Source organism: Brevibacillus sp. Leaf182, from assembly GCF_001423865.2.
GTDB classification, from domain to species: Bacteria; Bacillota; Bacilli; order Brevibacillales; family Brevibacillaceae; genus Brevibacillus; species Brevibacillus brevis_C.
Map to the genome: position 1 here is coordinate 60,174 of NZ_LMPN02000032.1, position 26,136 is coordinate 86,309.

31 protein-coding genes are annotated in these 26,136 nt (G+C 47.1%); 14 read left to right on the forward strand and 17 right to left on the reverse strand.

Annotated elements, in window-relative coordinates; translation table 11 throughout:
- Nucleotides 1–110: 110 nt before the first annotated feature.
- The 3 genes from ASG16_RS23510 to ASG16_RS23520 all read left to right on the forward strand — a co-directional run bounded on the left by ASG16_RS23510 (nucleotide 111) and on the right by ASG16_RS23520 (nucleotide 3,155).
- Nucleotides 111–608, forward strand: coding sequence for a hypothetical protein (locus tag ASG16_RS23510; protein WP_241970821.1), 498 nt, complete (start codon nucleotides 111–113; stop codon nucleotides 606–608).
- A gap of 512 nt (nucleotides 609–1,120) precedes the next feature.
- On the forward strand, nucleotides 1,121–2,635 hold the full coding sequence (gene hutH / locus ASG16_RS23515; RefSeq protein ID WP_056490003.1) for a histidine ammonia-lyase: 1,515 nt from the start codon (nucleotides 1,121–1,123) through the stop codon (nucleotides 2,633–2,635).
- A 79-nt stretch (nucleotides 2,636–2,714) separates the two neighbouring features.
- Complete coding sequence (locus tag ASG16_RS23520; protein ID WP_056490000.1) at nucleotides 2,715–3,155, forward strand: thiol-disulfide oxidoreductase DCC family protein; 441 nt, start codon at nucleotides 2,715–2,717, stop codon at nucleotides 3,153–3,155.
- Between the two features lie 60 nt (nucleotides 3,156–3,215).
- Here the strand turns inward: ASG16_RS23520 and ASG16_RS23525 are convergent, their stop codons facing one another.
- The 7 genes from ASG16_RS23525 to ASG16_RS23555 form a co-directional block, all read right to left on the reverse strand.
- The gene (locus ASG16_RS23525) at nucleotides 3,216–3,512 is read right to left on the reverse strand and encodes an RNA polymerase alpha subunit C-terminal domain-containing protein (protein ID WP_056489998.1); all 297 of its coding nucleotides are present in this window, start codon (nucleotides 3,510–3,512) and stop codon (nucleotides 3,216–3,218) included.
- Between the two features lie 14 nt (nucleotides 3,513–3,526).
- Nucleotides 3,527–4,447: an aldo/keto reductase gene (locus ASG16_RS23530; RefSeq protein ID WP_056489996.1), complete on the reverse strand. Its 921-nt coding sequence runs from the start codon at nucleotides 4,445–4,447 to the stop codon at nucleotides 3,527–3,529.
- Between the two features lie 75 nt (nucleotides 4,448–4,522).
- Entirely contained in the window at nucleotides 4,523–5,032 is a 510-nt protein-coding gene (locus ASG16_RS23535) for an acyl-CoA thioesterase (RefSeq protein ID WP_048032354.1), read from the reverse strand.
- Nucleotides 5,033–5,088: 56 nt separating this feature from the next.
- Nucleotides 5,089–5,853, reverse strand: coding sequence for a DUF3109 family protein (locus ASG16_RS23540; protein ID WP_056489994.1), 765 nt, complete (start codon nucleotides 5,851–5,853; stop codon nucleotides 5,089–5,091).
- Nucleotides 5,850–6,170 (reverse strand): hypothetical protein, encoded by a 321-nt coding sequence (locus tag ASG16_RS23545; RefSeq protein WP_048032352.1) that lies wholly within the window; start codon nucleotides 6,168–6,170, stop codon nucleotides 5,850–5,852. Before ASG16_RS23545 ends, ASG16_RS23540 begins: the two co-directional genes overlap by 4 nt.
- 111 nt (nucleotides 6,171–6,281) lie before the next feature.
- Nucleotides 6,282–6,566 (reverse strand): 4a-hydroxytetrahydrobiopterin dehydratase, encoded by a 285-nt coding sequence (locus ASG16_RS23550; RefSeq protein ID WP_048032351.1) that lies wholly within the window; start codon nucleotides 6,564–6,566, stop codon nucleotides 6,282–6,284.
- Nucleotides 6,567–6,642: 76 nt separating this feature from the next.
- Nucleotides 6,643–7,380, reverse strand: coding sequence for a class I SAM-dependent methyltransferase (locus ASG16_RS23555; RefSeq protein WP_056489993.1), 738 nt, complete (start codon nucleotides 7,378–7,380; stop codon nucleotides 6,643–6,645).
- Between the two features lie 176 nt (nucleotides 7,381–7,556).
- On the opposite strand from ASG16_RS23555, the gene ASG16_RS23560 reads away from it, so the two are divergent.
- Both ASG16_RS23560 and ASG16_RS23565 read left to right on the forward strand, forming a co-directional pair.
- Complete coding sequence (locus ASG16_RS23560; protein ID WP_056489990.1) at nucleotides 7,557–7,982, forward strand: VOC family protein; 426 nt, start codon at nucleotides 7,557–7,559, stop codon at nucleotides 7,980–7,982.
- Between the two features lie 33 nt (nucleotides 7,983–8,015).
- Nucleotides 8,016–8,606, forward strand: a complete 591-nt coding sequence (locus ASG16_RS23565; protein WP_056489988.1) for a TetR/AcrR family transcriptional regulator — start codon at nucleotides 8,016–8,018, stop codon at nucleotides 8,604–8,606.
- Between the two features lie 69 nt (nucleotides 8,607–8,675).
- Here the strand turns inward: ASG16_RS23565 and ASG16_RS23570 are convergent, their stop codons facing one another.
- From ASG16_RS23570 to ASG16_RS23585, 4 genes are all read right to left on the reverse strand, one after another.
- Entirely contained in the window at nucleotides 8,676–9,368 is a 693-nt protein-coding gene (locus tag ASG16_RS23570; RefSeq protein WP_048032347.1) for a deoxynucleoside kinase, read from the reverse strand.
- Nucleotides 9,369–9,410: 42 nt separating this feature from the next.
- Nucleotides 9,411–10,052, reverse strand: a complete 642-nt coding sequence (locus ASG16_RS23575; protein ID WP_056490129.1) for a deoxynucleoside kinase — start codon at nucleotides 10,050–10,052, stop codon at nucleotides 9,411–9,413.
- Between the two features lie 154 nt (nucleotides 10,053–10,206).
- The gene (gene splB / locus ASG16_RS23580; protein WP_056489986.1) at nucleotides 10,207–11,280 is read right to left on the reverse strand and encodes a spore photoproduct lyase; all 1,074 of its coding nucleotides are present in this window, start codon (nucleotides 11,278–11,280) and stop codon (nucleotides 10,207–10,209) included.
- Between the two features lie 73 nt (nucleotides 11,281–11,353).
- On the reverse strand, nucleotides 11,354–11,581 hold the full coding sequence (locus tag ASG16_RS23585; RefSeq protein WP_017247807.1) for a hypothetical protein: 228 nt from the start codon (nucleotides 11,579–11,581) through the stop codon (nucleotides 11,354–11,356).
- A 129-nt stretch (nucleotides 11,582–11,710) separates the two neighbouring features.
- On the opposite strand from ASG16_RS23585, the gene ASG16_RS23590 reads away from it, so the two are divergent.
- The gene (locus ASG16_RS23590; protein ID WP_056489983.1) at nucleotides 11,711–12,235 is read left to right on the forward strand and encodes a sigma-70 family RNA polymerase sigma factor; all 525 of its coding nucleotides are present in this window, start codon (nucleotides 11,711–11,713) and stop codon (nucleotides 12,233–12,235) included.
- 5 nt (nucleotides 12,236–12,240) lie between these two features.
- Entirely contained in the window at nucleotides 12,241–13,575 is a 1,335-nt protein-coding gene (locus tag ASG16_RS23595) for a DUF4179 domain-containing protein (RefSeq protein WP_056489980.1), read from the forward strand.
- 62 nt (nucleotides 13,576–13,637) lie between these two features.
- Here the strand turns inward: ASG16_RS23595 and thiD are convergent, their stop codons facing one another.
- A complete protein-coding gene (gene thiD / locus ASG16_RS23600; RefSeq protein WP_056489976.1) occupies nucleotides 13,638–14,432 on the reverse strand; it encodes a bifunctional hydroxymethylpyrimidine kinase/phosphomethylpyrimidine kinase in 795 nt (264 codons plus the stop codon).
- A gap of 108 nt (nucleotides 14,433–14,540) precedes the next feature.
- Here thiD and ASG16_RS23605 point away from each other — a divergent pair, with 108 nt between their 5' ends.
- The 3 genes from ASG16_RS23605 (at nucleotide 14,541) to ASG16_RS23615 (ending at nucleotide 16,477) form a co-directional block, all read left to right on the forward strand.
- Nucleotides 14,541–15,347 carry a sensor histidine kinase gene (locus ASG16_RS23605; protein WP_056489973.1) on the forward strand — a complete coding sequence of 269 codons (807 nt, stop codon included), beginning with the start codon at nucleotides 14,541–14,543 and terminating at the stop codon, nucleotides 15,345–15,347.
- Nucleotides 15,344–15,991 carry a response regulator gene (locus ASG16_RS23610; protein ID WP_007724217.1) on the forward strand — a complete coding sequence of 216 codons (648 nt, stop codon included), beginning with the start codon at nucleotides 15,344–15,346 and terminating at the stop codon, nucleotides 15,989–15,991. The genes ASG16_RS23605 and ASG16_RS23610 overlap by 4 nt, the downstream gene beginning before the upstream one ends.
- Before the next feature lie 81 nt (nucleotides 15,992–16,072).
- The gene (locus ASG16_RS23615; protein WP_012685826.1) at nucleotides 16,073–16,477 is read left to right on the forward strand and encodes an SET domain-containing protein; all 405 of its coding nucleotides are present in this window, start codon (nucleotides 16,073–16,075) and stop codon (nucleotides 16,475–16,477) included.
- Between the two features lie 87 nt (nucleotides 16,478–16,564).
- On the opposite strand, the gene ASG16_RS23620 is transcribed toward ASG16_RS23615, so the two are convergent.
- The 4 genes from ASG16_RS23620 to ASG16_RS23635 are packed head-to-tail and all read right to left on the reverse strand — an operon-like array spanning nucleotide 16,565 to nucleotide 20,444.
- On the reverse strand, nucleotides 16,565–18,019 hold the full coding sequence (locus tag ASG16_RS23620; protein WP_241970822.1) for a M1 family metallopeptidase: 1,455 nt from the start codon (nucleotides 18,017–18,019) through the stop codon (nucleotides 16,565–16,567).
- 24 nt (nucleotides 18,020–18,043) lie between these two features.
- On the reverse strand, nucleotides 18,044–18,496 hold the full coding sequence (locus ASG16_RS23625) for a GNAT family N-acetyltransferase (RefSeq protein WP_056489971.1): 453 nt from the start codon (nucleotides 18,494–18,496) through the stop codon (nucleotides 18,044–18,046).
- A gap of 18 nt (nucleotides 18,497–18,514) precedes the next feature.
- Entirely contained in the window at nucleotides 18,515–19,507 is a 993-nt protein-coding gene (locus tag ASG16_RS23630) for a TIGR03943 family putative permease subunit (RefSeq protein WP_056489968.1), read from the reverse strand.
- Between the two features lie 10 nt (nucleotides 19,508–19,517).
- Complete coding sequence (locus tag ASG16_RS23635) at nucleotides 19,518–20,444, reverse strand: permease (protein WP_483296481.1); 927 nt, start codon at nucleotides 20,442–20,444, stop codon at nucleotides 19,518–19,520.
- A 230-nt stretch (nucleotides 20,445–20,674) separates the two neighbouring features.
- Here ASG16_RS23635 and ASG16_RS23640 point away from each other — a divergent pair, with 230 nt between their 5' ends.
- From ASG16_RS23640 to ASG16_RS23650, 3 genes are all read left to right on the forward strand, one after another.
- On the forward strand, nucleotides 20,675–21,088 hold the full coding sequence (locus tag ASG16_RS23640) for an ArsR/SmtB family transcription factor (RefSeq protein WP_056489962.1): 414 nt from the start codon (nucleotides 20,675–20,677) through the stop codon (nucleotides 21,086–21,088).
- Nucleotides 21,089–21,228: 140 nt separating this feature from the next.
- A complete protein-coding gene (locus ASG16_RS23645) occupies nucleotides 21,229–22,269 on the forward strand; it encodes a flavin-containing monooxygenase (RefSeq protein WP_056489960.1) in 1,041 nt (346 codons plus the stop codon).
- A gap of 27 nt (nucleotides 22,270–22,296) precedes the next feature.
- Nucleotides 22,297–23,310 carry a cation diffusion facilitator family transporter gene (locus ASG16_RS23650; RefSeq protein ID WP_056489957.1) on the forward strand — a complete coding sequence of 338 codons (1,014 nt, stop codon included), beginning with the start codon at nucleotides 22,297–22,299 and terminating at the stop codon, nucleotides 23,308–23,310.
- Between the two features lie 49 nt (nucleotides 23,311–23,359).
- Here the strand turns inward: ASG16_RS23650 and acsA are convergent, their stop codons facing one another.
- Complete coding sequence (gene acsA / locus ASG16_RS23655; protein WP_056490119.1) at nucleotides 23,360–25,075, reverse strand: acetate--CoA ligase; 1,716 nt, start codon at nucleotides 25,073–25,075, stop codon at nucleotides 23,360–23,362.
- A 161-nt stretch (nucleotides 25,076–25,236) separates the two neighbouring features.
- On the opposite strand from acsA, the gene ASG16_RS23660 reads away from it, so the two are divergent.
- A complete protein-coding gene (locus tag ASG16_RS23660; protein ID WP_056490115.1) occupies nucleotides 25,237–26,136 on the forward strand; it encodes a metallophosphoesterase in 900 nt (299 codons plus the stop codon).

Here is a 26,136-nt window from a genome sequence, read left to right on the forward strand (position 1 = left end):
TATGGAATTGGAATTTGAACAGGAACAGCTCCAGATCTCTTCCTATGTTCTCATTCGGTCGCGCATTCGGCCTGACATTCGGTCTAATATTTGGTCTAAGATTTGGCATCATGTTTGGACTTTCATTCGGCCGCACATTTGGTCTGATATTTGGTCTGATATTCGGTCTTACATTTGGCATCATGTTTGGACTTTCATTCGGCCGCACATTGGGTCTGACATTTGGCCTTACATTTGGTCCAACATTCGGCCTCATGTTTGGACTTTCGTTTGGCCTTACATTCGGTCTGACATTTGGTCTCATGTTTGGACTCTCATTTGGTCGCACGTTTGGTCTCACATTGGGCCTTACATTTGGCTTCATGTTTGGGCTCTCATTTGGCCTTACATTCGGTGAAGCGTTAGGCATAGGGTTTGCCGGCATTCGATTCGGTGGCATGGGCATGGGCATTGGATTCGACGGTTTGAGGTTTGGTGGCATCGGATTTGGTGGCATTGGATTCGCTGGCATCCGATTTGGCGGCATCACGTTCGGCACATTCGGGTTAGCCAGATTGGGAGCAGGCATGATCGGTTTTTGTGGCATTGGGCGCGCCGGAATAGAATGATTCGGATTGATTGGACTTTCCGACTTGGGCTTTTCAGGAGAAGGCTTCATAGGTGACGGCAATGGCATCGCTGAAGAAGGCGGTTTCGGCATTTCTTTAGGACGCCTGGGGAGTGCGGTAGGCATAGGCGGCATCTTACGTCGCTTTTCCACGGAATTCTACACGTCCTTTCGGATAAACTAACACAGTACATGGTATGACATTTATCCAACTCGAGAGACGACTCTCGCCCAGTTTGAAAAAATGGAGTAAGCCCGTTTTTTGCTCTCTAGGGAAGCCGCCGTGACAAGATCATCTTGACTGCACGTAGGCATTTGATACAATGATAGCAATAGCTAAAATAATCAGACAGTTGCACATGAACGAAAGTGAGGAAGAACGTATGCCGCGACGAATGCAGGCTTACACGTTTTTATCCAATCACATACATGCTCTCGAGCGAGGGGTTAGGAGATGATATCCTAACCCCTCGCTCTTTTCGTTCTCTGCTCTGCTAAAGGAGGAAATTACAGATGAATCAGCAAGCAAACGTTGTAAAAGTAGATGGGGATCAATTGCGTATCGAAGATGTTGTTTCCATTGCAAGAAAGGCCACCCACATTCAATTGACCGACGAAGCATTGCATCGTGTTCGTGCTTCACGTGCCATGGTGGAGAGAATGGTATCCCAGCAGCAAGTCGTATACGGAATCACTACTGGCTTCGGAAAATTCTCCGATGTCATGATCCACGATGAGGACGTAAGCAAGCTGCAAGAAAATTTGATTATGAGTCATGCTTGCGGAATGGGCGACCCTTATGCCGTTGAAGTTGTTCGTGCGATGATGGCTTTGCGCATCAATGCGTTGGCAAAGGGCTATTCGGGAATTCGGGAAGAAACATTACTGCAGCTAGTAGAACTATGCAATCGAGGAGTTCATCCAATTATTCCTCAACAAGGCTCCCTTGGTGCCAGCGGCGATCTAGCCCCTCTCGCCCATATGGTTTTGGTCATGCTCGGCAAAGGTGAAGCGCTCGTCAATGGTAAGCGGCTATCTGGAAAAGAAGCCCTGAGTGAAGTGGGTCTTTCCCCAATTCGACTGGAGGCAAAAGAAGGTCTCGCTCTTATTAACGGTACACAGGCAATGACTGCACAGCTTTGCCTCGCCTTGTATGATTCGCGAGTACTGCTTGAAAGCGCTGAATTGATTGCGGCGATGACGATTGAAGCGCTTCGTGGCATTCCAAAAGCGTTTGATCCCCAGCTCCATCTCGTCCGCCCGCATCCAGGACAGCAGGAATCAGCAAAGCGCTTGCTCCAGCACTTATCCGGCAGCAAACGTACCACAGCGCAGGGTGAGCTACGTGTCCAAGATCCTTACAGCCTTCGTTGCCTCCCGCAAGTACATGGGGCAACTCGTGATACGCTGGAGTATGTATGGACCACGGTTACACGCGAATGCAATAGCGTCACCGATAACCCTATTCTTTTCACGGAAACAGGCGACGTCATCTCCGGCGGTAACTTCCATGGTCAACCAATGGCATTCGCAGCTGATTTTCTTGCCATAGCCATCGCTGAGCTTGCAAATATTTCCGAAAGACGCACCGAACGTCTCGTCAATCCACAGCTAAGTGGTCTTCCCGGATTCTTAACCGAAAATGGCGGACTCCATTCTGGATTTATGATTACGCAATATGTAGCCGCTTCCATTGTTTCTGAAAACAAAGTGCTCTGCCATCCCGCATCGGTCGATTCGATTCCCTCATCTGCCAATCAGGAGGACCATGTCAGCATGGGTACGACTTCTGCTCGCAAGCTTCGCACGATCGTATCGAATGTCAGCAAGGTGCTTGCTATTGAATATCTGGCAGCAGCACAAGCTATCGATTTTGGCTCGGGGGATCTCGGGACAGGTACAGCGAGAGCCTATGAGCAGTTGCGCCGGGTGATTCCCCGCCTGCATGAAGACCGCGAAATGCATCCTGATCTCGTAAAGGCAGAAGAGCTGATCCAGCAAGGGACACTCGCGTTTGTGACGGAATAATCGTTTGTGTATAGGAACGATTGTCTTTCTTTGTTATGATGGAGCTAAGGATAAGCAATTAGACCAAACCACTTGAAGTATGGAGGGCTGTCTCATGAAAGCAGGCAGAGAACTGGACCATCCTGAGTACCTGTTACTGTTTGATGGGGTTTGTCATCTGTGCCACGGTGCCGTGCAGTTTATTTTGAAGCGTGATTCGCATGGACACATTCACTTTGCTTCCTTGCAGTCACAAAGAGCACAGGAAATTTTGTCTCATTACAACTATCAGGAAAAAGACATGTCATCCGTGGTCTTTATCGCCAACGGACAGCTATATACAAAATCGGATGCGATCTTGCATGTCGGCCGCAAGCTTCAAGGTGGATGGCCTCTGTTGTCAAATGTAGCTCGGCTCATCCCTAGACCTGTCCGCAATCCGATTTATGATTGGATCGCGAGAAATCGCTATCGGTGGATGGGCAAAGCAGAACAATGCATGCTTCCCACCCCCCAGATCAGATCCCGCTTTTTGGATTAAAAGCAAAAGGAGAAGTCGCTGTCCTATCGCGGCTCCTCCTTTTTTATTCTATGTGCCCAATCATTCACTCTTGAATGACAATCCCTTTTCCTTCAATGCTGTCCGAAGCTTCGGCATAGATGCTGGCCCCATCCCATGATATTTCAGGATTTCTTTTTCGCTGTAACTAGCGAGCTGTTCTAAAGTTGTGATTCCATTGTGTTCCAATGCCCTTCTTGCTGGTGCAGAGAGCTGAGAAAGAAATCCTATGTCCGGTTTGCGTTCTTGCTCACAGATTGGACAAGTCGGACAATCACTACTTTTCACGTAAGAATGACCATTCGCGCAAGTTCTTACCGTTTTTTTGGAAGTTGTCATGGCACGTATCCTTTTTATTTTGACGTCGCTTGTGGATGCTCATCGCTCACATAGTCAGCCGCTTTGGCATTTGCCTCTACCTGCGCCGGGCTCTTGCTGCCTGGGATCACGGTCGTGACAGCCGGATGCTTAAGGCACCACGCCAATGCCCACTGTGCCATATCCATACCCTCTGGAACTTCATTTTTCTTGATTTCTTCTACTTGGAGCAACAGCTTGTTGACATGCTCCTGATCGTGTCGGTGTCGCACATCGTTTCCACCGAATACAGAACCCGGCTTATACTTTCCGCTCAAATAACCACTCGCCAACGGAACGCGAGCCAGCACACCCAGGTCCTGCTGCTGGCAAGAAGCAAAAACACCTTCTTCCGGCTTTTGATCCAAGCGATTGTACACTACTTGAATTGCTTTTGCATTTACCGAAGTAGCGGCGGATGTTTGATGCATGTTGTCGTTTTTCGCAATCGAGAGGCCGATATGACGGATCGTTCCTGCCTGCACCTGCTTGTCGAGGTAGGTCCACAAGTCATCATTGTCAAAAGCCTCGTCAGGTCCCGAGTGGAATTGGTACAAGTCAATATAGTCGGTCTGCAAGGCTTGCAGCGATTTTTCCAATTGCTGCTGAACTTCAGTTGCTCCGTAATGATTGGTTCGAGAAAATTTGTCATGAAAATGATGTCCGAATTTCGTCGCCACAATCCAGTCTTCCCGGTGGCTTTTTTTCAAATATCCTCCGATAAGCTGTTCGGACAGATGATCTCCGTAGCATTCCGCTGTATCAATCAGGTTGATGCCGAGATTCTTTGCTTTGTCGAGAATTTGGTCAACAGCTTCTTGCGAGAAATCCATTCCCCACTCCCCGCCGAATTGCCAGGTACCTACACCGATTACGGATACGTTCAGGTCTGTTTTTCCTAATCTACGGTACTTCATTGCCCGATTCCTCCTCATCATGGATAAACGAGAATCCCCTGAACGAATGTTCGCTCAGGGTGTAGACTAAAAAAATTATATGCTTTTCTCGATGTTCAATTGGCTCACAAAATCTTGCAGATTCCCTTTTCGTTCCTTGCGCATTTTCTTACGCTCATCCGCAGTGGCCATCAATCGCTCTTCTTCCTCTGTTTCAGGGGAAATAGCTGGTACATCAGTCGGATTCCCTTCCTCATCTAAGGCAACAAAGGTGAGAAAAGATGTCGCGGTCAAAATACGCTTGCCAGTCTGGAGATTTTCCGAGATGACTTTTACGAAAACCTCCATAGACGTTCTGCCTGTTGAGGAAACAAATGCTTCCAGGCAGATAGAATGTCCCATTTTGACGGGAGCAAGAAAGTCAATCGAGTCAATCGATGCTGTCACAACAGGGCGACGCGAATGTCGCATCGCAGCGATTGCAGCTACCTCATCTATATAAGCCATCATCGTACCACCAAAAATAGTCCCATGGTAATTTGTATCAGATGGCTGAACCAGTGATGCCTGAATTGTACGAGATTCTTGAGTTGTCTTGACGTTCATTGCTGTTGCTCCTTTATCAATCTACTTGATGTATACATCATCATATCACAAGGCATTCAACGTTCCAATTGATAGCTGCTCGCAAGCATGCCTTCTATTCTCTCTGCATGTTCTTGCAAAATGTAACGTAACAAAGGGAGATTCCACTCATAGGCTGGGCGATAGCCGTCTAAAGCAAACAGCTTGTCATCTATATGCGTGGCAAGCTTTCGGCGGGCCGGACTGGCACAGTAAAACTGCTCCAAATAATCTGTACCCCATCTGGAAAAGGAAGACGTTTCGATGGTAACCGCCGTTAGCAGAATCCCTTCCCCTGTCTCAATCAAATCGATTGGATACAGTTGACAGCTAAATGGCTTGAGAGGCTCTACTTCACGACCAGCCTGCTCGGCATAAGCATGAATCGCACAGCCGTAACGCCCATTGTTTTCTTGATAAAAAAGACAATTGCCATGTCGCATGCGAATGGTTCCTGGAGGCTCATTGCGATCCCAAACCCCATGCGCAAGCCAATGATTGCGTTCAGATTCATCCTGGAGTCCAGCAGAGATAGAGGGGATTTCCCCCTCCATGATTGGAATCTGCCACTCTTCTACCGCGTAAGGTTGTCCACCCTCACAGCAGGTCTCGCGATGAACTGTCCTGCAATTCCAACAGTCCAAGTGAAACAAGGCCTGGAGGGCTGTAACATCAACCAAATATTGTCCCGCTCTCACCAAGGAATGTTTGTTTTTCTTTATATATTTTTCGCAGTGGTACGCCTCTTTATCAGACATGGGATCGGGCGTGCCTACATAACGAAAAGCTCGCTTCGTTTTCATTTTTGCAAAACAATCTCCGCTTCTGTTCCAAAAATGCGCAAATGGCCTTCCTCATAGCTAGCCAAATCTACTTCATCACCCGGAATCTCCATCAGAATTTCCATTTCTTCACCCTCTGCTGTCGTAAACACGAGGAGGAGATCTTTTTCTTCAAATTCATTGTCAGTCAGCTTGGTTTCGAGGAGCTGAGCCTGAAATTGTGTTACCTCTTCCTCTTCTTCACTATCGGTATCCCATTGGGTAAAAGTCACGGTAACCTTTTGATTTTTATACTCTGCTAACAGTTGAATCAATTGCTCGTGTTGTTGAATGTCCATCTTGTAATCCCTCCGAAATGGTTCATACTGCCCATCATAACAAAGTAGCTCTTAAAAAGCCAAAAAGAAATACCGCTTCGCTGTGGGAAGCGGTTATTTCTCTTCTGCCAGTTAGCTTACCTTGCTAATGGTCTGGGCTAACGCAAAATCTTTGCCAGTTAAACCTTTTGCCTCGCGGGTGGCTAACGTAAACGTGACCGTTCCACCTGCCAAATGAATTTCCACGTGCTGATTGTCATGCTCAAGCATCTCTGCCACACGGTTGACGAAACTGACCGCAGTGGAAAAGTCACGACAGTGGTACGTGCGTGATAGTGCCATTCGGTCTTCTACCAGCTTCCAGCCAGGTACCTTGCTCAGATACAATTTGACCTGTTCCAAAGACAGCTTGCTCATTTTAGCAATGCCCCCTTTTACCCGATGAATGGTTGTTACACCATCATATTCACGAGACGTACAGGTTATCCGCACCCTATTGCTTCACGGCATAAAAAATCATACGTGGTGATTCATGTGCCACATATTCTTCAAATTGGTAATTTCCAAATACTTGAATTTTTTCGAATCCCGCCTCTGTAAGCATCGAGATCATTTGCTCGGCAGAAAACAAGCGAACCTGTTCCATATACTCACGCGGTTCGTTCGACGATTCATCGGAAATCAGTATCCGCTTTTTCACAAAACCATCCTGAATCCAGCGTTCTTCTTTAATCAGCATCCCACTGACTTCCTTCGTAGAGTGCGGCACGAGATTATCGATGACGTACGCTGCATTTAAGAAATCGATGACTACTTCACCTTTTGTTTTGAGTGCTTGTGCCATGTTACGAATAACGTTAGCATTTTCTTCATCGGAGGAGAAATAACCAAAGCTGGTAAACAAATTCACCACGATATCAAATTCATCGTGAAACGGAATGTCGCGCATGTCACAGCGGGCAAAACTTAGCTGTGGATAGGTGTTTTGTTCCTCAGCCAACTGTAAGAGAACAGGCGACAAATCCACACCAACTACTTCATAGCCCCGGCGAGCCAGCGCACGCGAATGACGCCCGCTCCCGCAGCAAAGATCTAGTACGCGTCCTGTGTCCTTTACCGGCAATCTTTCCAACAGATTAGCGATCTCTCCATCTGCTGCCGAATCGTCCCTATGACGATACACAAGCACATAATCTTCGCGAAAGCTGCGTTCAAACCATTCTTCTGCCATGTCTGAGCCCCTTTAATTCCAAGATGTTCTTATTATACCACAGCGGGGTTTATCCGTTGCCGATTTGCATGCGGCAAAGTGTACGAAAGCTTTGTTGAAAAATATAGAAAGCACTTTACATACATACTGTATGTATGTTAAATTAACCTCATCCAATCGTGAGGGAGAGATCCATAATGAAAGTGAACAGCTTTTATCCTGTCATCTTGACAGAACAAATAGAGGCTAGCGCGAAGTTTTATCGAGAACACTTTGGATTTGAAATTGTTTTTGAAGCAGATTGGTATGTGAGCCTGCAAAATCAGAGCAGCACTCCGTCATTTGAGCTAGCCATCTTAGATCCTTCACACAGCACGATTCCACAGGGATTCCGAAAGCCAGTTGATGGTGGTCTTATCCTTAATTTCGAAGTCGATGATGTTGACGCTGAATACGAGAGACTTATTGTAAAAGCAGGTCTTCCCCTCCATCTCGACATTAGAGACGAGGAATTCGGTCAGCGGCATTTTATTACATCCGATCCAAACGGCATTTTACTTGATATCATAAAAGTAATCCCGCCTTCTGAAGCATTTGCTGAAAGTTATGTTGACCCTGTATAATCTGGCGTGAAATAAGTAAGGAGATCGTACAGTATGAAGTTGTCCAAAGCAGAGCAAAAACAGCAGACGATGCAAAAACTGATCGAAGTGGCAAGAGAGATGTTCTCCTGGCAAGGCTATGCGGATGCCGCCATGGAAGACATCGTGAAACAAGCCGGGGTGACCCGTGGCGCACTGTACCATAACTTTGGGAGCAAAGAAGGATTATTTGAGGCAGTACTGGCTTCTGTCCAACAAGAAATCGGAGCGCGCGTAGAAGCAGAAGCTGCGAAAAGTGAGGATCCTTGGCAACAATTGATCTTGGGTTGCTTGGCCTTTGTCTCCTCGGCTGTTGAACATCGAAACAAGCGGATTTTGCTTATCGATGGCCCTTCTGTCATTGGGTGGGAAACGTGGCGTCGAATGGACGAGGAAAACTCCATGCGCCATCTCAGGGAGCAGCTTCAAGCGATGCAGGAGCAAGGGTACCTACGTCCCGTTTCGATCGATGCTCTGACGCATTTGCTGTCTGGTGCGATGAATGAAGCGGTGCTCTGGATTTCGGAGACGCCTGATCATGAGAAATCCCTTGAGGACATTTCAGCAGCAATGACCCTTCTCTTGGAAGGATATCGCACCAAATAAAAGCAAAGCACCCCTACTTTAGCCTCTTACCGGCAAAATGCAGGGGTGCTCTGTTATTGTAAAGGGTTTTTATGATGAAAAGCGGGTAGCTCGTCCAAGCCGAATTTTTTCAGCAGCCCGAGCAATAATGCTCTCTACCGAAGATGGGTCATCCACAACATCGTATTCGTTGATATTGACCCGCAAAATCGGACAGGAAGTAAAGGAGGCAATCCAGCTATCATAGCGGCCAAACAAATCCTGCCAGTAATCCACCGGCGTTTGTTGCTCCATCGGACGCCCGCGCTCTTTTACGCGGCCAATAATATCATCAAAGCTTCCCTCTAAATAGATCAAAATATCCGGATGCGGGAAGTAAGGCGTCATGACCATCGCTTCAAAAAGTTCTGTATAAGTGCGGTAATCTTCTTCTGTCATGTTGCCTTGCTCGTACAGCATACGGGCAAAAATCCCGGTATCCTCATAGATGGAGCGATCTTGGACAAAACCGCCACCATAATCAAACATCCGTTTTTGTTCCTTAAAGCGTTCTGCCAAAAAGAAAATTTGCAAATGGAAGCCCCAGCGCGATAAATCGTTATAGTAACGGCCCAAATACGGGTTATTGTCAACCTTTTCTACCGACACACGAAATCCGAGCTGATCTGCCAAGGCATGTGTAAAGGTGGATTTTCCTACCCCTACTGTCCCTCCGATCGTAATCACTGCGTTGTTCGGTATCCCGTATTTTTCACGAAGCGTGCTGTTTTGAAACCTAGACATGTTCGCAACTCCTTATCCCCATGCTTACTTTTCCTTTGTTCCCTAACCTTTTTGTCCCATCAACTCTTGAATCCGTGGTGCAATTCGATCCAGTACAACCTTCAAATCTTCTGGTCTATGTACGAAATCCAAATCGTCACAATCGAATTTGATGACAGGCGTATCCTGATGATGCTTTTCAAATGCTTCCATAAACTCGTTGTAATCAGCAATCAGGTTCTCCATATAGGTGACATCCATGCTGCGCTCCATTTCGCGATCGCGCATCGCAATCCGCTTCATCACGGTCTCAATCGAAGCTGTCATGTAGATCACCAAATGGGCCTGAGGCAAATCCTCTGTAAGGATATCATAAATTTTGAGGTACTTTGGCAGGTTATCTCCTTGTAACGTCCGTTTGGCAAAAATCGTATTTTTGAAAATATTGTAATCAGAAACAACGGAAATACCTTGATTCAGGAACTTTGAATGAATATCCTGCAACTGCTTGTAACGATTGCAGAGGAAAAACATCTCGAGTTGAAAGCTCCATTCGGCAATATTTTCATAAAATTTACCCAGGAACGGGTTTTCGTAGACGATCTCTTCCAGTAGTTGCAAGTTGCATGCACGGCTTAGTTCCCGCGATAAAGAGGTTTTCCCAATACCAATAGGTCCCTCAACGGTAATCAATATGGACTTCATGTATGCTTCGATTCCTTTCAAGAAAATGAGAGCACCCCATATTCTAGCACGTATGTAAGCGTTTGTCGAAAACATTCGCATCGTGTCGTTTGGTATCGTTTGGTACTTGTTTTTTATTAAGAAAAACTGCTCTTCAGAAAGAGCAGTCTAGTTCTTACGTAAAATATTCAACACGAGCCTGTGGAAACAGTCGGGCAATTTCGCTTTCCAAATGTGCCTGCAAAGCCTTTGCTTGGATATCGGGATAGACATACTTCCCTTTCCCGTATTTGCCCCATTTGTACTTGCGCTCTTCTTCCTTCATCTCCAGCTTCGTTTTCGGGTAGCGCTGGAGGATCAAGCTTTTCGCAATCTTGGTAAAACGGTGCTGGATCAGTTCGAACGTCAAGTCCTCCATCGCTTCTGGAACCAACTGCGAACGCAGCCTTTCCAGCAAATCGGTATACCCCGCTTCCCATCCGTCAAACCAATACAAAGGCGCTAAAATAAAGCCGAGCGGATAACCAGCCTTGGCTACCTTCCCTGCTGCCTCCAGTCGCTGATGAAAGCTGGATGTGCCTGGCTCGAAATTTTTGATGACATAGTCGGCATTCATGCTGAAGCGAAATCGGGTATGCTTGTTGTGCTTGGCATCCAGCAAGGAATCCACGTGGTGAAACTTGGTCACGAAGCGCAACCGCCCAAACTCCTGCTGGCCCATAAACTCAATCGCTCGTTTCAGATTGCCCGTAAGATGCTCAATGCTAACCGGATCGGATGTACAAGCTGCCTCAAAACGCGTAATCTCACCCGGGCGTTCTTGGATATACTTCTCGGCTTGCGCAAGAATCTCATCTGTATTGACGTATACCCGCACGTACGGCTTAGTCCCGATGTTTGTGTTCAAATAGCAATAGTGACAGTGGGCAGCACATCCCGTAGCCAATGGAATGGCATATTCTGCGGAAGGCTTGGAAGTCTCGAACTTCAATGTTTTGCGTACACCAATGACCAACGTCCGCTTCGCATTGCGATACTTCTCCACTTCTGTATCCCCAGGGATGCCACGGACCTGATTATGGCTGGTCGTCATCTGCATCGGAATTCCTTCCTTTTGAAAACGACGATACAGCTCTTGACCAAGTGGATAATTCAATGCATGTGGCTCGACGAAAATATAATCCGGAACAAACAGCTTGCTACCTTTCTGCTCCGTCTTTTCCGATCTTTCCAAAAGGGTCGTTCCCATAGCCATCATCCCCCCTTCACCTAGTATGCCCGTGCCTTTCGACTGGACGTAAGGGGAAGTATGGCTGTGCCCGTCATTTCAGGGTGTTCTTAAAGTCGCGTAGCAGTGCCTTTGCTTGCTCCTGTTGAGCTAGCGGTACTTGCAGTGTATAGACATGTCCTGCTTTTTTGGTCTGTCTGGACAAAAGTCTGACCCGAATTCCTTTCATTTCTAAATAACGCCGACATTCCTGAGCAATCCGCGGGAGGCCATACGATTCATGAATCGTAACCCATTTGATCCACATGCACCTGCACCCCATCCTTACACACTTCTTTCTTTTACAGTAAGCAGTGGACGGGTGATTGGTTCAAAACAAAAGAGAGTTACTGGCATTTTAGGAAAACCGTTTTTGCCTCTGAGCCGTCTAATGGTATAGGAGGGGGAAAAAGTGAATCTGGAACAGCTCGTTTCACGCGCAAAAAATGGGGATGATGATGCCTTTTTTCAACTCGTCAGCCTTCATAAAGAACAACTGTATAAAATCGCCTACGCCTTTCTTCGTAATGAGACAGATGCATTGGAAGCCATTCAGGAAGCGACGTGCCGTTCCTATCTCAAGCTGGCACGATTAAAACAGCCTGCGTATTTTCGTACTTGGCTGACGCGCATCCTTATTCATATTTGTCTGGATGAACAAAAGCGCCGAAAACGGATCATCTTGGACCCCATGGTAGATGACGTCGAAAGTCGGGCAAGTATTCCTATGGACGACCAAAATGTCGAGCGTATTCAAATCGAAGAGGCTCTTGCTCGTCTCAGTCCGAACTATCGTCACATTATTATTTTGAAATATTTTGAAGATCGAACGATACGCGATATTGCAGAAGTACTCGGTCATCCGGAAGGCACTATCAAAACATGGCTACACAAGGCTTTAGGTGCACTCCGCAAAGATCTCGGGAAAGGCTGGTGAGCTTTATGCGTGATAATGAAAAAAAGAATGCGAGTCCATTCATAGTTCCCGCTGAGATTGATCAATACATTCGAAGAGGGATGGAACAAGCAAAAGAGCTGCGTCAAAATCGGAGCCGCAATCGGTGGATACGCGTTGGTTCTAGTCTCGTTGCTTGCTTGTTCATTTTTGTGTTTATTTTTTCCGTTCGCCTTTCACCCGCTGTTGCCGCTTATGTCAGCTCGATTCCTGGAATGGAAAAGATCGTGGATTTCCTTCGGGATGACAAAGGCTTGCAAAAGGCAGCCGAACACAATCTTGTCCAAAATATTGGCGCCAGTGGTTCACTTGACGGTGTCACTTTTACGATCGATCAGGTATTGGCAGATGAAAAACGGATGCTCCTCTTCTATACACTGAAGAATGATCTTCCCGATAAAGAAGTAGCACTTCATAAAATCGAGTTGTTTGATCAATCAGGAAAGGAGTGGGAGCACGGTGTTTCCTGGTCCGGCATGGGCAGCGAAGACCCTGTGATCCGAAACCGCATTGATATTATCATCAACGAAGCTACCGAAATACCTGATTTCATGGCAGCGAAAGTCTCGTTGGAAATCGATCATATCAAACAAGATAATCCCCTATCAATTGACTTTGTGGTCGACAAAAGCAAGTACAAGACTTTTGAGAAAAAAGTGTATCCGGTGACGAAGGAAGTCACGGTTGACGGACAGCGGTTTACGATTGAACAAATTGCTGTCTTTCCTACACAAACAGAAGTAAGTATCCGATTTGACCCAGCCAATAAAAAACATGTCTTTGACTTCGATAAGCTAAGACTTGAGGATGAAAAAGGGCAAACGTTTGCTTTTTGGGGGAATGGCGTTCCTGTTCGTGACAACGGAGAAAACGGAAAGATATACCATCTGGAAAGCATCTATTTTGTGGAACCCGAAAAACTCTACCTAAAAACAGATGGCATCCGTGCTTTGGACAAAGATCAATTACAAATCGTGATTGATGCGAAGACAGGTACACTCACAAAAGTCCCGAATGATCGCCTGAAACTAACGGCGCTGCGTCAAGTCGATGATGTGGTAGGCATGGACTTCTCTTTGAAGGTGCCGCCTCAAGATAATCACTCTCATATCTCTCTTGGGTATAACATGACGGATGACCTAGGAAATGAATATGAATACGTGCAAGGAAGCTCTTCATCTGCAACGAAAGATGAATCCATTCAAAACTATTCCATGCTATTCAAACGAAAAACAAACAAAGGTACACCTACTTCCTATTCCTTTCTACTGTCCAGCTATCCTGAACGACTTCAAGGCACTTTTTCTATTGAAGTCAAATAATAAATGCCCCATCAGCGATTGCTTGTACGGCATCGCTGTGGGGCATTCTTCATGTGATAACCTTAGTCTACAACCGCCCAGTGGTTGGTCGGCCCATGCCCGCCACCCAATTGCGGAGCTGTCTTAATTGCTTCGAAGATAAAGCGATTTGCTTTTTCAACCGCAGTGATGAGCGGTGTATTTTTGGCTAACTCTGCTGTAAGAGCCGCTGAAAACGTACAGCCTGTGCCGTGCGTATGACGTGTATGGATACGCTCATGGGACAATTCATGGAATGCCGTGCCATCGAACAAAATGTCCACGACAATGTCCCCCTGCATATGTCCACCCTTCATCAGGACATTGCGGGCTCCTAACGCATGTATCGCTTTTGCCCCTTCGCGCATCTCATCAGTCGTCTCGATTCTCATGCCAGTCAAGCATTCTGCTTCCGGCAAGTTGGGTGTGACGACTTCTGCGAGAGGCAACAACTCTTTTTTCAATGCAACGATCGCCTCATCCAACAGTAGTTTTGACCCTCCCTTGGCAATCATCACCGGGTCTACTACCAGCTTTTTCAGGCCAAATGCTTTGACCTCTTCTGCAACAGCACGAATGATATCAGCGTTAAACAGCATTCCCGTTTTCGCCGCGTCCGCGCCAAGATCACGCAGCACCTCATGCATTTGCTGGGCAACCGCCGCTGTCGGCAACGGATAAACGCCTGCTACGCCCAATGTATTTTGTGCAGTGATTGCTGTGATCGCACTCATTCCGTACACACCGAGTTGATGAAAGGTTTTCAGATCTGCCTGAATCCCAGCTCCCCCACCGCTATCTGAACCCGCTATCGTCAATGCTTTCGCAATCGTGCTCATGACATTCCCTCCTGCTTTCCACCTTTTCTCACCTGAGTATACCATCCGCTCGTCCTATTCGGTATACTAAAGGAATGTTTGCCAACAGTCATGCAAGGAGGCATCTGCATGTCCTATCGGATCTTTTATTGGTTGACCTTTTTGATACCAACCATCATCATCGGGGGGTTTGAATTCATCCGTCACGACTTTCTGCTGCCCTATATGTCTATGGAAGCCGGGAATGTGTACATTACCCTCTTGACGCTCTTTCTTTCTTTTTTATTCGCTACCTGGATGTTTCACACGCTTAAACAAATGAATGCACGAATTGTCGAGGAGCAAGCTCGTCGCGCTGTTTATGAAGAACGGGAACGCCTTGCCCGCGAATTACACGACGGGATTGCACAGTCTCTGTTCTTCCTCAATGTAAAGCTGAAGCAGGGACAATTGGACGATGCGCGGGTCGCTGTTTCTGCCATCGACAATCATGTACGCCAAGCCATTTTTAATTTGCGCTCATTGCCAGAAGAAGGCAGTCTGGATCAACGCCTTGAGAAATGGTTGGCGCAATGGAGCGCTTTATCTGGAATCGACGTTGCTAGCGAATTGCATGTCAAAGATGGCTTTTTCACTCCCACCGCAGAAGTACAACTGTTCGGGATCATCCAAGAAGCTTTTGCCAACATTCGCAAGCATTCTCAGGCCAAGCATTCGTGGATTCACCTCACGACAGATGAAACAACTGGCTGGGTTCTCGCTGTTGAGGATGACGGCATTGGGATTTCCAACCCTTCTCCCGATACGAAAAAATACGGTTTGTCCATGATGCGCGAGCGAGCACGCCAGTTAAACGCCACCATTGACGTTCAGTTACGACCGGCAGGCGGTACGATCATCCGCTTATCTTCTCATTCAGGAGGAAAAATACAATGAACGCTTACCGTGTATTGATCGCCGACGACCACCCGATGGCTCGTATGGCCATTCGCAGTCTACTTGATCCTGATCCCTCTTTTGAAGTCATCGGAGAAGCGCAAAATGGGGAGGAAGCTTTTCTCTTATGCGGACAAATACAACCGGACCTTGTGCTCATGGACATCAACATGCCGAAATGGAGCGGACTCGAAGCAACCCGCGAGGTTAAAAAAGCATACCCGCACATCAAGGTCGTCATTCTCAGTGTCTCCGATGACGTTGCTGACCTGATCACGGCTATTCAGTTCGGCGCCCAAGGTTACTTGCTGAAAAATTTAGAGCCTGATGACTGGATTAACTACTTGCATGCCTTGCTCGGCGAGGACAGTGAGTTGACTCGTGAAATGGCAACCCGCCTCATGTACCGCTTCCGTCAAGAAGAGGCGACAGATGAAATGGTACCAGATGTTCTGACCCCGCGAGAGCGAGAGATTGTCATGTATGTAGGAGCAGGAAAAACGAATCGGGAAATAAGTGAGGCACTGATCATCGCAGAAAACACTGTGAAAAACCACCTGAAAAACATTCTCGAGAAGCTGCAATTGGCTAATCGTGTCCAGCTCGCTGCTTATGCAGTTCGCCATCATTTGGTCATCAAATAAAAAACATTGCTTTCTGCTCGATCAACTGTCATCCTTAGTAAGATACGTTTTCCACAGACATAAGAAATGCAGGTGATCCGCATGATCGAAGTCAAGACCTCCAAACTAAGCAATGGAGAATTAAATAGAGGTGTATTTGCAACGCAAGATATCCGAAAAGGCGACCTGATTCATGAAGCGCCCGTGCTGCCCTATTTGAACGAAGAGCATGAGCATATCGAGAAAACCTTACTCGCGGATTATGCATTTGAGTACGGTGCCAATCACACAGCCTTCTTGTTAGGCTATGGTATGCTATTTAATCATTCCTACACGCCAAATGCCACGTATGAGATTAACTTCGATAACCACACGTTTGATTTTTATGCTTATACGGACATTCAAGCGGGTGAAGAAATCTTAATCAACTACAATGGTGATGAGGATTGCGATGATCCTCTCTGGTTCTATGAGGACCAACAGAAAGAAACAGATGATACCAAATAAGCAAAGGTCTTAAGGAAGTAAGAAAACCCGGAAACAGACACTTGGAATAAGTGCCCGTTATCCGGGTTGTTCTGTGTAGAGGGTCAATTATAAACGCAACCACTTGGCGAAGTACTGTTCGTTCACTGGAAAATATGCCGTGGCAAAACGAATAAACTCAGGCGTATCCACCTGTTTGTAGGCGTACGTCTGATAATAGTCATGCAAAAACTCCCAGCCATTCGCCTCATCGCCGTAAGTTGTAATCAGCTTCCATAACTCTTTCACTGGCTGTCCGTACACCGGACCCGTGATCGGTCCCTTGTCAAACGCATCCAACGGCAGGTTGGAAACCGACTTGGTCGCATCCGCTTGCTCGGCAAAATAAAAGCTGGCGTCCCCTTTTTTCTCCACATCGTAAAAATAGACCGTTGTGGCCAATTCTGTTATTCCTTCATCCAGCCAGGCGTGATGGAACGGATCATTCGAGACCACTCCATAAAACCATTGATGGGCAATCTCATGCACCACGGTATGACTCAAATCAGGGTCCACACTCCCCGTGTGTCCGACAGTCACCACGCCGGGATATTCCATACTTGCAGTTTCATCCAACAGGATATCGAGTTGTTTATGCGGGTAGGGACCCAATTTATCCGTGAATTGTTCAAACGATTTTTCGGCAGCTTGCAGAGCGGCTGTCATCGCTTCCTTGTCTGCGTCCTTTCCCCATACTCGAAGCTCGACACCTTTGACCTTTTTGCTTTTACTCTGCATTCCTTTTACAACTGCGATGAATACTTCTTTCGTATTTTTCACTTTTATTTTACCGCTCTGACTATTCGACGCCTTGTCCTGATCAGACGAGCTGATGACGGTATACCCTTGCGGCAAGCGGTACGAAATAGAAAAATCCGCATGGCTCGTATGATACGATTCGCCTCGAAGCGAGTACGGCTTTTTATTCCATCCGTCCTTCCCCTGGTAGGAGGCGAGCATCGGATATGCTTGCGCCAAATGGAAGCCATTTTCCGTACGGTCAAAGCGCAAACCTTTTCTAGGAACAGTAAACTCATATGTTACGGTTACATCTCGAGTCTCATGTGGCGCAAGCTTTTCGGCAAGTGGGATGGCAAGCGTATCACCGGTTAGCTGATACTTTGCTTTCACATCATCTAGCTTGACATCACGAATTTTCACTTCGGCTGCGTCCTCGAAGAATGGGGGTTTGTTCTCTTTTGTAAATGCATTGGGCAGGAAATAAAAGACCAACTGATCCCATTCGTCCTTAGAACGATTTTCAACAGTGATCTTGGCCTCAGCGGTAAACATTCCTTCTGGCGACATCTCGAACTTCAGGTCGTACGTGCCTTTACTGCCATCTGCTACGGGCTTGGCTGTGAAGTCGTCTATCTTCCCCACCGAAGGAGACTCCGCCTCTACCCGTTCTGGCATCCACCAGCCACTTCCAGATCCACCGAGCACCAAAGTCAACGCGGAAGCCATTACCGTCACCTTGAGCAAACGCTGCTGCCATTTGATTTCCTTCGTAATCGATTTCAACTCCAGCCCTCCCAACCTTTCGCCTTATCGTTGAATCGTTTTCTCGAAAAAAGACAGCCGCAGACCGGGCCTCACTTCTTTTTGATCCTTCAAGGTAAAACCATGTCTTTCATACAAGCGAACAGCCGGTTCATTCAAGGACCCCGTCGCAACGACGATCTTGCTGCAACCATGCTCGTGGACAGAGGCAAGCAATTGACTCGCGATCCCCTTGCGAAAATGAACAGGATCGACAATCATCCGATGAATATCCAACGTTTCCCCCTCGATCACAAAAGAAACCGCCCCTGCCAGCTTGCCTTCCTCTATGAAGCCATAAAACGTTTCTTCACATGTCCTCAGTTGTTCTACTGATTCTCGCAGAGGAGGAATATCTTCCGTTCCAATTAACTCCGCCTCTACACGATACGCTCTTTGCTGCATATCCCAAAGTTTTTGTACTGTTTGTTCATCCTGTAAATCTAGACGCATGATCATTTCGGTTTCCCCCGCATGTTAACTGTCTGGTGCTGCTTCAAAGCTATAGTACACATAAGGATCTTTCGGTGCGGAGACGGCTTCAACCTGAGAGGCTTTGAGAACGAGCATGTCATATCCGTCCACCTGACGTAGCTCGAGCTTTCCGCGAACTTTTACCCAGCTATCTTTTGCCCATTTGTTGGCGTCCTCCTTTTCCACCAAAACGCCATAAACACTGGAATCTGCTGTACAGCAGGTGACGGAAAAGCGCGCTACGACAAACTGTTGCTTCGTAAAATCAGGCTGCCGATAGACAAACCCGATCGTCTCAAGCTCTTTTCCAGCAAATTCTTTTGCATATAGCTCCATCGTAGTGAGTCCGTCCAGGAACACTTTGTCATTCAGTTCAATCACTGGCTGTTTATGTAAAAAGACGGCGATATCCGTGTAAAAGTCACCAAATCCCCCGTTCGAGAATCTTTGCCGCAATTGTTCGTCATCTGTAGCCTGCACCGGGGGTGTTGCTACTTGATTGGCAGCCTCTGGCTGTGGTTCTACGCTTGGCTTGGCATCTTCTTTTACCTCTGCTGTCTGCTTCTCATTCTCTGTTGCATTCGCGTTCGCGTTCGCCGTAACATCCGCCAGCTTTCGTACATCATTGCTGAGAAGGGTGATTCCCCGCTTCTCTGCTACATCACTGCCAAGAATTTTATCCGGCATGACAAAACCCATCACGATTGGGAGTACAAACAAGCCATAAACCAAAAGGGAGCCCATGGGAGTACGCGGTACTTTATGCTGCTCCTCACAATCGCAATCGTAAACACTACTGCCAACAAAAATTTGCCGGATGCTGACAATTGTCAACAAGGACAGGATGACGAGCGTGACATAACTGAACATGTGTAATCGCGGTGCGAGGTAGTGACTGAGCGTTTCCGACAGGATCAAATAGGCCAACAACGCTGTAATGCCCGCCAATATCAAACTGCGCATGACATGATGACGCTTTAATTTGTTCTGATCCATATTTTCCTCCTTACATCGGTATGAGCATAGTGACGCAAATGACCAAAAGCGTAATAGCTACGACTAGCTTGACAACAAAACCAAAGCGAAACGTTCCAAATAGCATCAACGTCGTTTTTAAATCGAGCATGGGACCGAAAACCAGAAAGGCAAGCAACGAGCTGCTTGAAAATGTATTGGCAAAGGAAGCAGCGATAAATGCATCTGCCTCTGAACAAAGCGAAAACAAATACGCCATCCCCATCATGACCAAATTGGACGTGAGCGGTGTTTGACCGATGTCCATGAGCGTGTCCCGACTAATGTACACCTGTAGTAGCGCGCTGATAAACGCACCAAACAACAAGTATTTTCCCATGTCAAAAAATTCATCTACAGCGTGGGCAAACGTCGAGGACAGCTTTCCACTCGTCGCTTTTACATGTTCGGCTTCATGACTGTTTTGCGATTCCATGCCGAGCCGTATCGGATTTTTTTTGACAAACAGGAAGACGAGCATGCCTACAATGAGGGCAACAACAAATCCCGCAATGCCTCGATACAGAGCCATTTCCGGCTGACGGGCAAAAGCGACATAGGTCGATGACAAAACAACGGGATTCACAATCGGTCCCGCCAATAAGAAAACAATCCCGACTGACAGCGGCATCCCTTTTTGGATCAGGCGACGAACCACAGGGATAATGGCACATTCACATACAGGGAACAAAAACCCCAGCAACCCGGCAAACGGCAGGGCTACGAGTGGATGCTTCGGTGTCCAACGCCTCACCTGCTCTTCAGTCACAAACGTCTGGATAAACGCAGAAAAGAATACACCCAAGAGGACAAACGGGATTGCTTCCAGCCAAATACTAAGGAAAAAGGTTTTCACATCTAGCCACAAAGGGGACCATTCTATACTCCAACCGGAAAACAAGCTGCTGTCTCTGCCCATGGTTAACCAAACGACACTTAGTCCAAGCAGGAGCGCCCCGATTATTTCAACCAGGAATTGGCGAATCTTCAGAATCAAGTGGGAATTCTCTCCTCTCCATTTGCAAATAGGTATCATTCCTATTTATATACAGACATCTAAATTTCCTTCTTGTCCTTAACCTTTTTTTACAAGATGAACAGGTTGTACAGCCTTCCCTTCCCCCTCTATCCGTCTTATAATGGTGAAAAATGGTACGGTTCGGGGTGAATGAAGTGAGCGATGATATTCAGCGCATTCCCACTGATCTAGAGGTTTGTGAGGTACAGACGATCGATGAAGAAAAAGTAAACAGGCTTCGGCCCAGAATGGTGGAGACGGCAGGTGTCGCCCCTCTTTTCAAGGCTCTCGCAGACGATACGCGAGCAAAAATCATTTACGCGCTGGCACTTGAAGGAGAGCTATGCGTTTGTGATGTAGCAGCAACCATCAATAGTTCGATCCCTAATACCTCTCACCATCTGCGCTTGTTAAAAAACATGGGCCTCGCCCGGTACCGCAAAAACGGCAAGCTCGTCTATTACTCGCTCGATGATGATCATGTCCGTCATTTAATCATGTGTGGTATTGAGCATGCTGCCGAATTAAAGCAATCAAAACCGTAAAACCACTGGCTACATACAGGTCCGTCACTATAAGTGGCGGCTTTTTTTGCGTATGCTCAAAAAACATTCAAACAATTACTTGAATATAATAATGAATATGGTATGATTTAGTTAATCCTTACCGAAAGAAGGCACTAATCATGAACGACTATGATGTCATCGTAATTGGCGGAGGGCAGGCAGGACTTGCTCTCGGATATGCACTCAAGCGCAAAAATCGCCGTTTTGTCATCGTGGAGCAAAACCAACGGATCGGGGACAGTTGGCGGCAACGCTACGATTCACTGGTGCTTTTTACACCACGTAAACATAATCAACTACCTGATCTTACGTTTCCCGGAGAACGGAATTCGCTCCCGAACAAGGATGAAGCGGCAGACTACCTCGAATTGTACGCCAAACATTTCGAATTGCCTGTCATGCTGGGTACGACTGTTTTGGAGCTCAGCAAAATTGGTTTCCGCTTCCAAGTACGGACACAAGACCGTCTGCTCTATGCGAAGCAAGTCGTCATTGCAACAGGGCCATTTCATACGCCGTTTATCCCAGGTATTGCGAATAGCTTGGACCACACTGTTCATCAACTGCACACTTCGCAGTACAAGAATGAGAGCCAGCTCATCGACGGCCCGGTCCTTGTCGTTGGCAGCGGCAACTCCGGGGCACAGATTGCGGTAGAGCTCGCCGCTCATCGACCCGTTATTTTTTCACAGGGAGATTCACGCTCTTACTTGCCAAACTTCATATTTGGAAAACCTATATTTGATTACATGAAGACACTTGGATTACTTGATGCTCCCCACTCCACCTGGATCGGCAAGAAAATGCGCAGCTCACCCGATCCGATATTCGGCTACAAAAAGCAGGTACGCGAGCTCTCTCGCTCAGGAGCATTGCGGTTGGTTTCTCGAACCGTACAGGTTAATGGGCATACCGTTTATTTTGCAGATGGAACAGAGGCAACAGTCAATAACGTATTGTGGGCCACTGGCTTTCGACCAAACTACGATTGGCTGAGTATTCCAGATGTGCTTGATTCGAAAGGCAGACCCATTCATCTTCGGGGTGTCACAAAAGTGCCTGGCCTATCCTTTCTCGGACTTCCCTGGCAGCATACGAGGGCGTCAGCGCTTATGGGCGGCGTAGGAAAAGACGCCCTTTATCTAGTGGAACATCTATAAATTATTTTCTAGAAGGAGGATTCTATCATGGGCTTTCACCATCACGATCATGGAGATGGACACGATCACCATCACCATGGAAAAGGAGCCAGTAAACGTGCTCTTCTCACTGCTTTCCTCATTATCGCTGTATTTTTGGTCGTAGAAACCATTGGGGGCTTCATCACTAACAGTTTGGCATTGCTATCCGATGCTGGTCATATGCTAAGCGATGCATTAGCGCTTTTGTTGAGCTTGATTGCTGTCCATTTCGCATCACGTCCCCCTTCTGCCAAGAGAACGTTCGGGATGAAGCGCTTTGAAATTTTGGCTGCGCTGACCAATGGCGTCACTCTCGTCGTGATTTCCTTGTTCATTTTCTGGGAAGGATTCGAACGTATGTGGAATCCACCTGAGGTAGCCAGCGGCTCAATGATCATCATCGCTACTGTAGGGCTCCTCGCCAATATCGCTGCAGCCATGGTACTCATGCGTGGTGATACCAAGAACAACGTCAATTTACGCAGCGCATACCTTCATGTACTCGGCGATCTACTCGGTTCCGTAGCCGCGATACTAGGCGGTATTCTCATGTGGGCATTTGGTTGGTATATTGCCGACCCGATCATCAGTATCATTGTTTCTATCCTGATCATGCTGAGCGCATGGCGCGTCACGAAAGAATCCATCAATATTTTGCTGGAAGGAGCTCCATCTCGGCTGGATACAGCCAAAGTAGAACAAAGACTCAGCCAGTTAACCGGAGTAGTCAAGGTGCATGATCTTCATATTTGGACTGTTACTTCCGGCTTTGATTCTCTTACCTGCCATCTCGTTGTCGAGGATGATTTGCCCAGCTACCCTGTTTTAAATGACGCGCTTGCCCTGTTGGAAAAAGAATTTGGCATTACACACGCGACCATCCAGATTGAGAACTCGTCTACTACACACGGTGACTTACATTGCCAGGCAACAGCCGATTCCCACGCTCATGATCACGATCATAACCATGAGCACAACCACGACCATCCGCATGATCATAAACAACATAGCCATTCCTAAATAAAAGAAACCATCTCCCGACATTTTCGAGAGATGGTTTTTCTTGTGATTAATCCTCCATGGTAGACAGGTCACCAGTCGGTAGACCTAATTCCCACGCTTTCAAGACGCGGCGCATGATTTTTCCGGAACGCGTTTTTGGCAACTTGTCGCGGAATTCAATTTCACGAGGAGCAGCATGTGCAGCCAATCCTTCTTTCACAAACTTGCGAATTTCTTCCATCAACGCTTCACTTGGCTCATAGCCAGCTCGCAGCGCGATGAATGCTTTAATAATTTCACCACGAACCGGATCTGGTTTGCCGATGACACCCGCTTCGGCTACTGCTGGATGCTCCACGAGCTTGCTCTCTACTTCAAACGGACCGACTCGCTCACCGGAAGTATTGATCACATCATCAATACGGCCTTGGAACCAGAAGTAACCTTCTTCATCCTTGTATGCAGAATCCCCGGATACATACCAGCCCGGGATGCTGAAGTATTCCTCGTACTTCGCTGGGTTGTTCCAGATTTTTCTCATCATGGCTGGCCAACCAGTACGGATTGCCAGATTCCCCATTCGATTCGGCGGCAGCTCATTTCCACGGTCGTCAATAATCGCTGCATAAATACCTGGGAACGGCTTACCCATCGATCCAGGCTTGATCGCCATACAGCGATAGTTAGAGATCAACTGAGCACCTGTTTCCGTCATCCACCAGTTGTCGTGAATGCGTTGATTGAACACGCGCATTCCCCAGTGAACGACTTCAGGATTGAGTGGTTCACCAACGCTCAGGACGTGACGCAGACTGGATAAGTCAAATTGCTTGACGAGTTCATCCCCTGCCCCCATGAACATGCGGAACGTAGTCGGAGCACTGAACCAGATCGATACTTTGTTTTTCTCAATGACTTTATACCAGTCTTCGGGAGTGAAACGTCCACCACGTACGACGATAGTCGCTCCATTCAACCAAGGTGAAAAGATGCCATAAGAAGTACCTGTTACCCAGCCTGGGTCTGCTGTGCACCAATAAACGTCATCCTCTTGCAAGTCGAGAATCCATTTCCCAGTCTGGTAATGCTGGATCATGGCATTGTGAACATGCAGAACACCCTTTGGCTTGCCCGTTGAGCCTGATGTGTAATGCAGGATCATGCCATCCTCACGATCAACCCATTCGATTTCCAGCTCTGTGGAGGCTTCTGCCATCGCTTTTTCAAAGCGGATGTAACCTTCTTTTAGCTCCTCTTCTGCACCTACAACAATTACGTGTTTTAAGGCAGGCAGGTCGTTTACGGGAATGCGCGGCAGGAGTGCAGGTGTCGTAACGATCGCAACTGCTTCGCTATTTTCCAAGCGATCACGAACAGCTGCTTCCATGAACGCTTCGAACAGCGGTCCTACGATTGCACCAACCTTGATCGTGCCTAAAACGCTTACATAAAGCTCAGGCGAACGCGGCATAAAGACGAAAACGCGGTCCCCTTTTACAATGCCCAAATTCCGCAAAACATTCCCGAATTTATTGGATAATTCACTTAATTGCGCAAAAGTGTACGTCTCGTCTCTCGTCGCATTGCTGTACATCAATGCGATTTTGTCTTTCCGATCAGTAGCGAGATGTCGATCAATGGCTTCGTACACCATGTTCACTTTCCCGGTCTCATACCAAGAGAATTGCTTCTCCACATCCGCCCAATCAAAATTCGCATATGCTTCGTCATAATTTTCCAGATTATAAGGGCCTTCCATTGCTGGAATTTTCTCCACGTTCATGTCTTCACTCTCCCACTCTACATCGTTTTTCTCACTACGCAACATTCATAATATTTCTACATTTTTTGCGTAATTCCTCCTGCCAGAACCTACTTATTCGATTGCGAACTTTTTCTTGTATAATGACGGTATTATGACCGCAAAGGAGATGGCTGACCATGATGATCTGGCTTATTTTACTTGGCGCTATCGCCTTGTTGCTTTTTCGAGCCTATCGCAATACATTTGATGTTCAAATAAAGGAAATAGCCATACCCTTGAAAAAATCCCGACACCTTCAACAACCGCATGAGTTTGAGCCGCTTTCGATCTTGCATTTGTCTGATTTGCACATGGAAAACTTATCTGTATTGCCCCAGTGCATTGTCGATGACTTCTCGGAGCGTCAGGTAGACCTGATTGCGATTACCGGCGATTTGCTTGACCGCGAAAAAAACATTCCGAAGGCAGTTGCTTTTGTGCAATGTCTTCAGCAATTGCAGCCAGCACTTGGAACCTATGTGGTTTTTGGCAATCACGACTACGTTCTTACCCCTTTCAAGCTCGCTCAGTTGAAATCAGAGTTAGAACGTATTGGCTGTCGTGTTCTTATCAACGAAAATGAAACCATCTATCACAAGGGCCAGCCCCTGCACATTATCGGTGTGGATGATTTCAGCACGCGCCATAGCAACCTGGACAAGTCTTTCTTCGGTGTACCCGAGACAGGAGCAAGGCTCGTCTTGACTCATGATCCTAATATAGTTTTGCACATGAAAGAGTATGCTTACGATTATTTGTTGTCAGGGCATTTTCATGGCGGACAGATCCATTGGCCTCGCCCCTTTCATCTTGCAACGATGGGGAAGCTGCCTAAGCTGAATATCGTGAAAGGTCTTCACGAGATGGATGGTCGTCTCTTTTACATCAGTGAGGGCCTGGGGCAAACAGGGGTAAATATCCGTCTGCGTTCCCGTCCCGAGATAACTTTGCATGTACTGGGCAGTGATGCTCCATTCAACGAGATGGCCGCTCCAGCTTTGGCGCTACAAGAAACAGCTGCCACGCTTGCCCTCGACTAA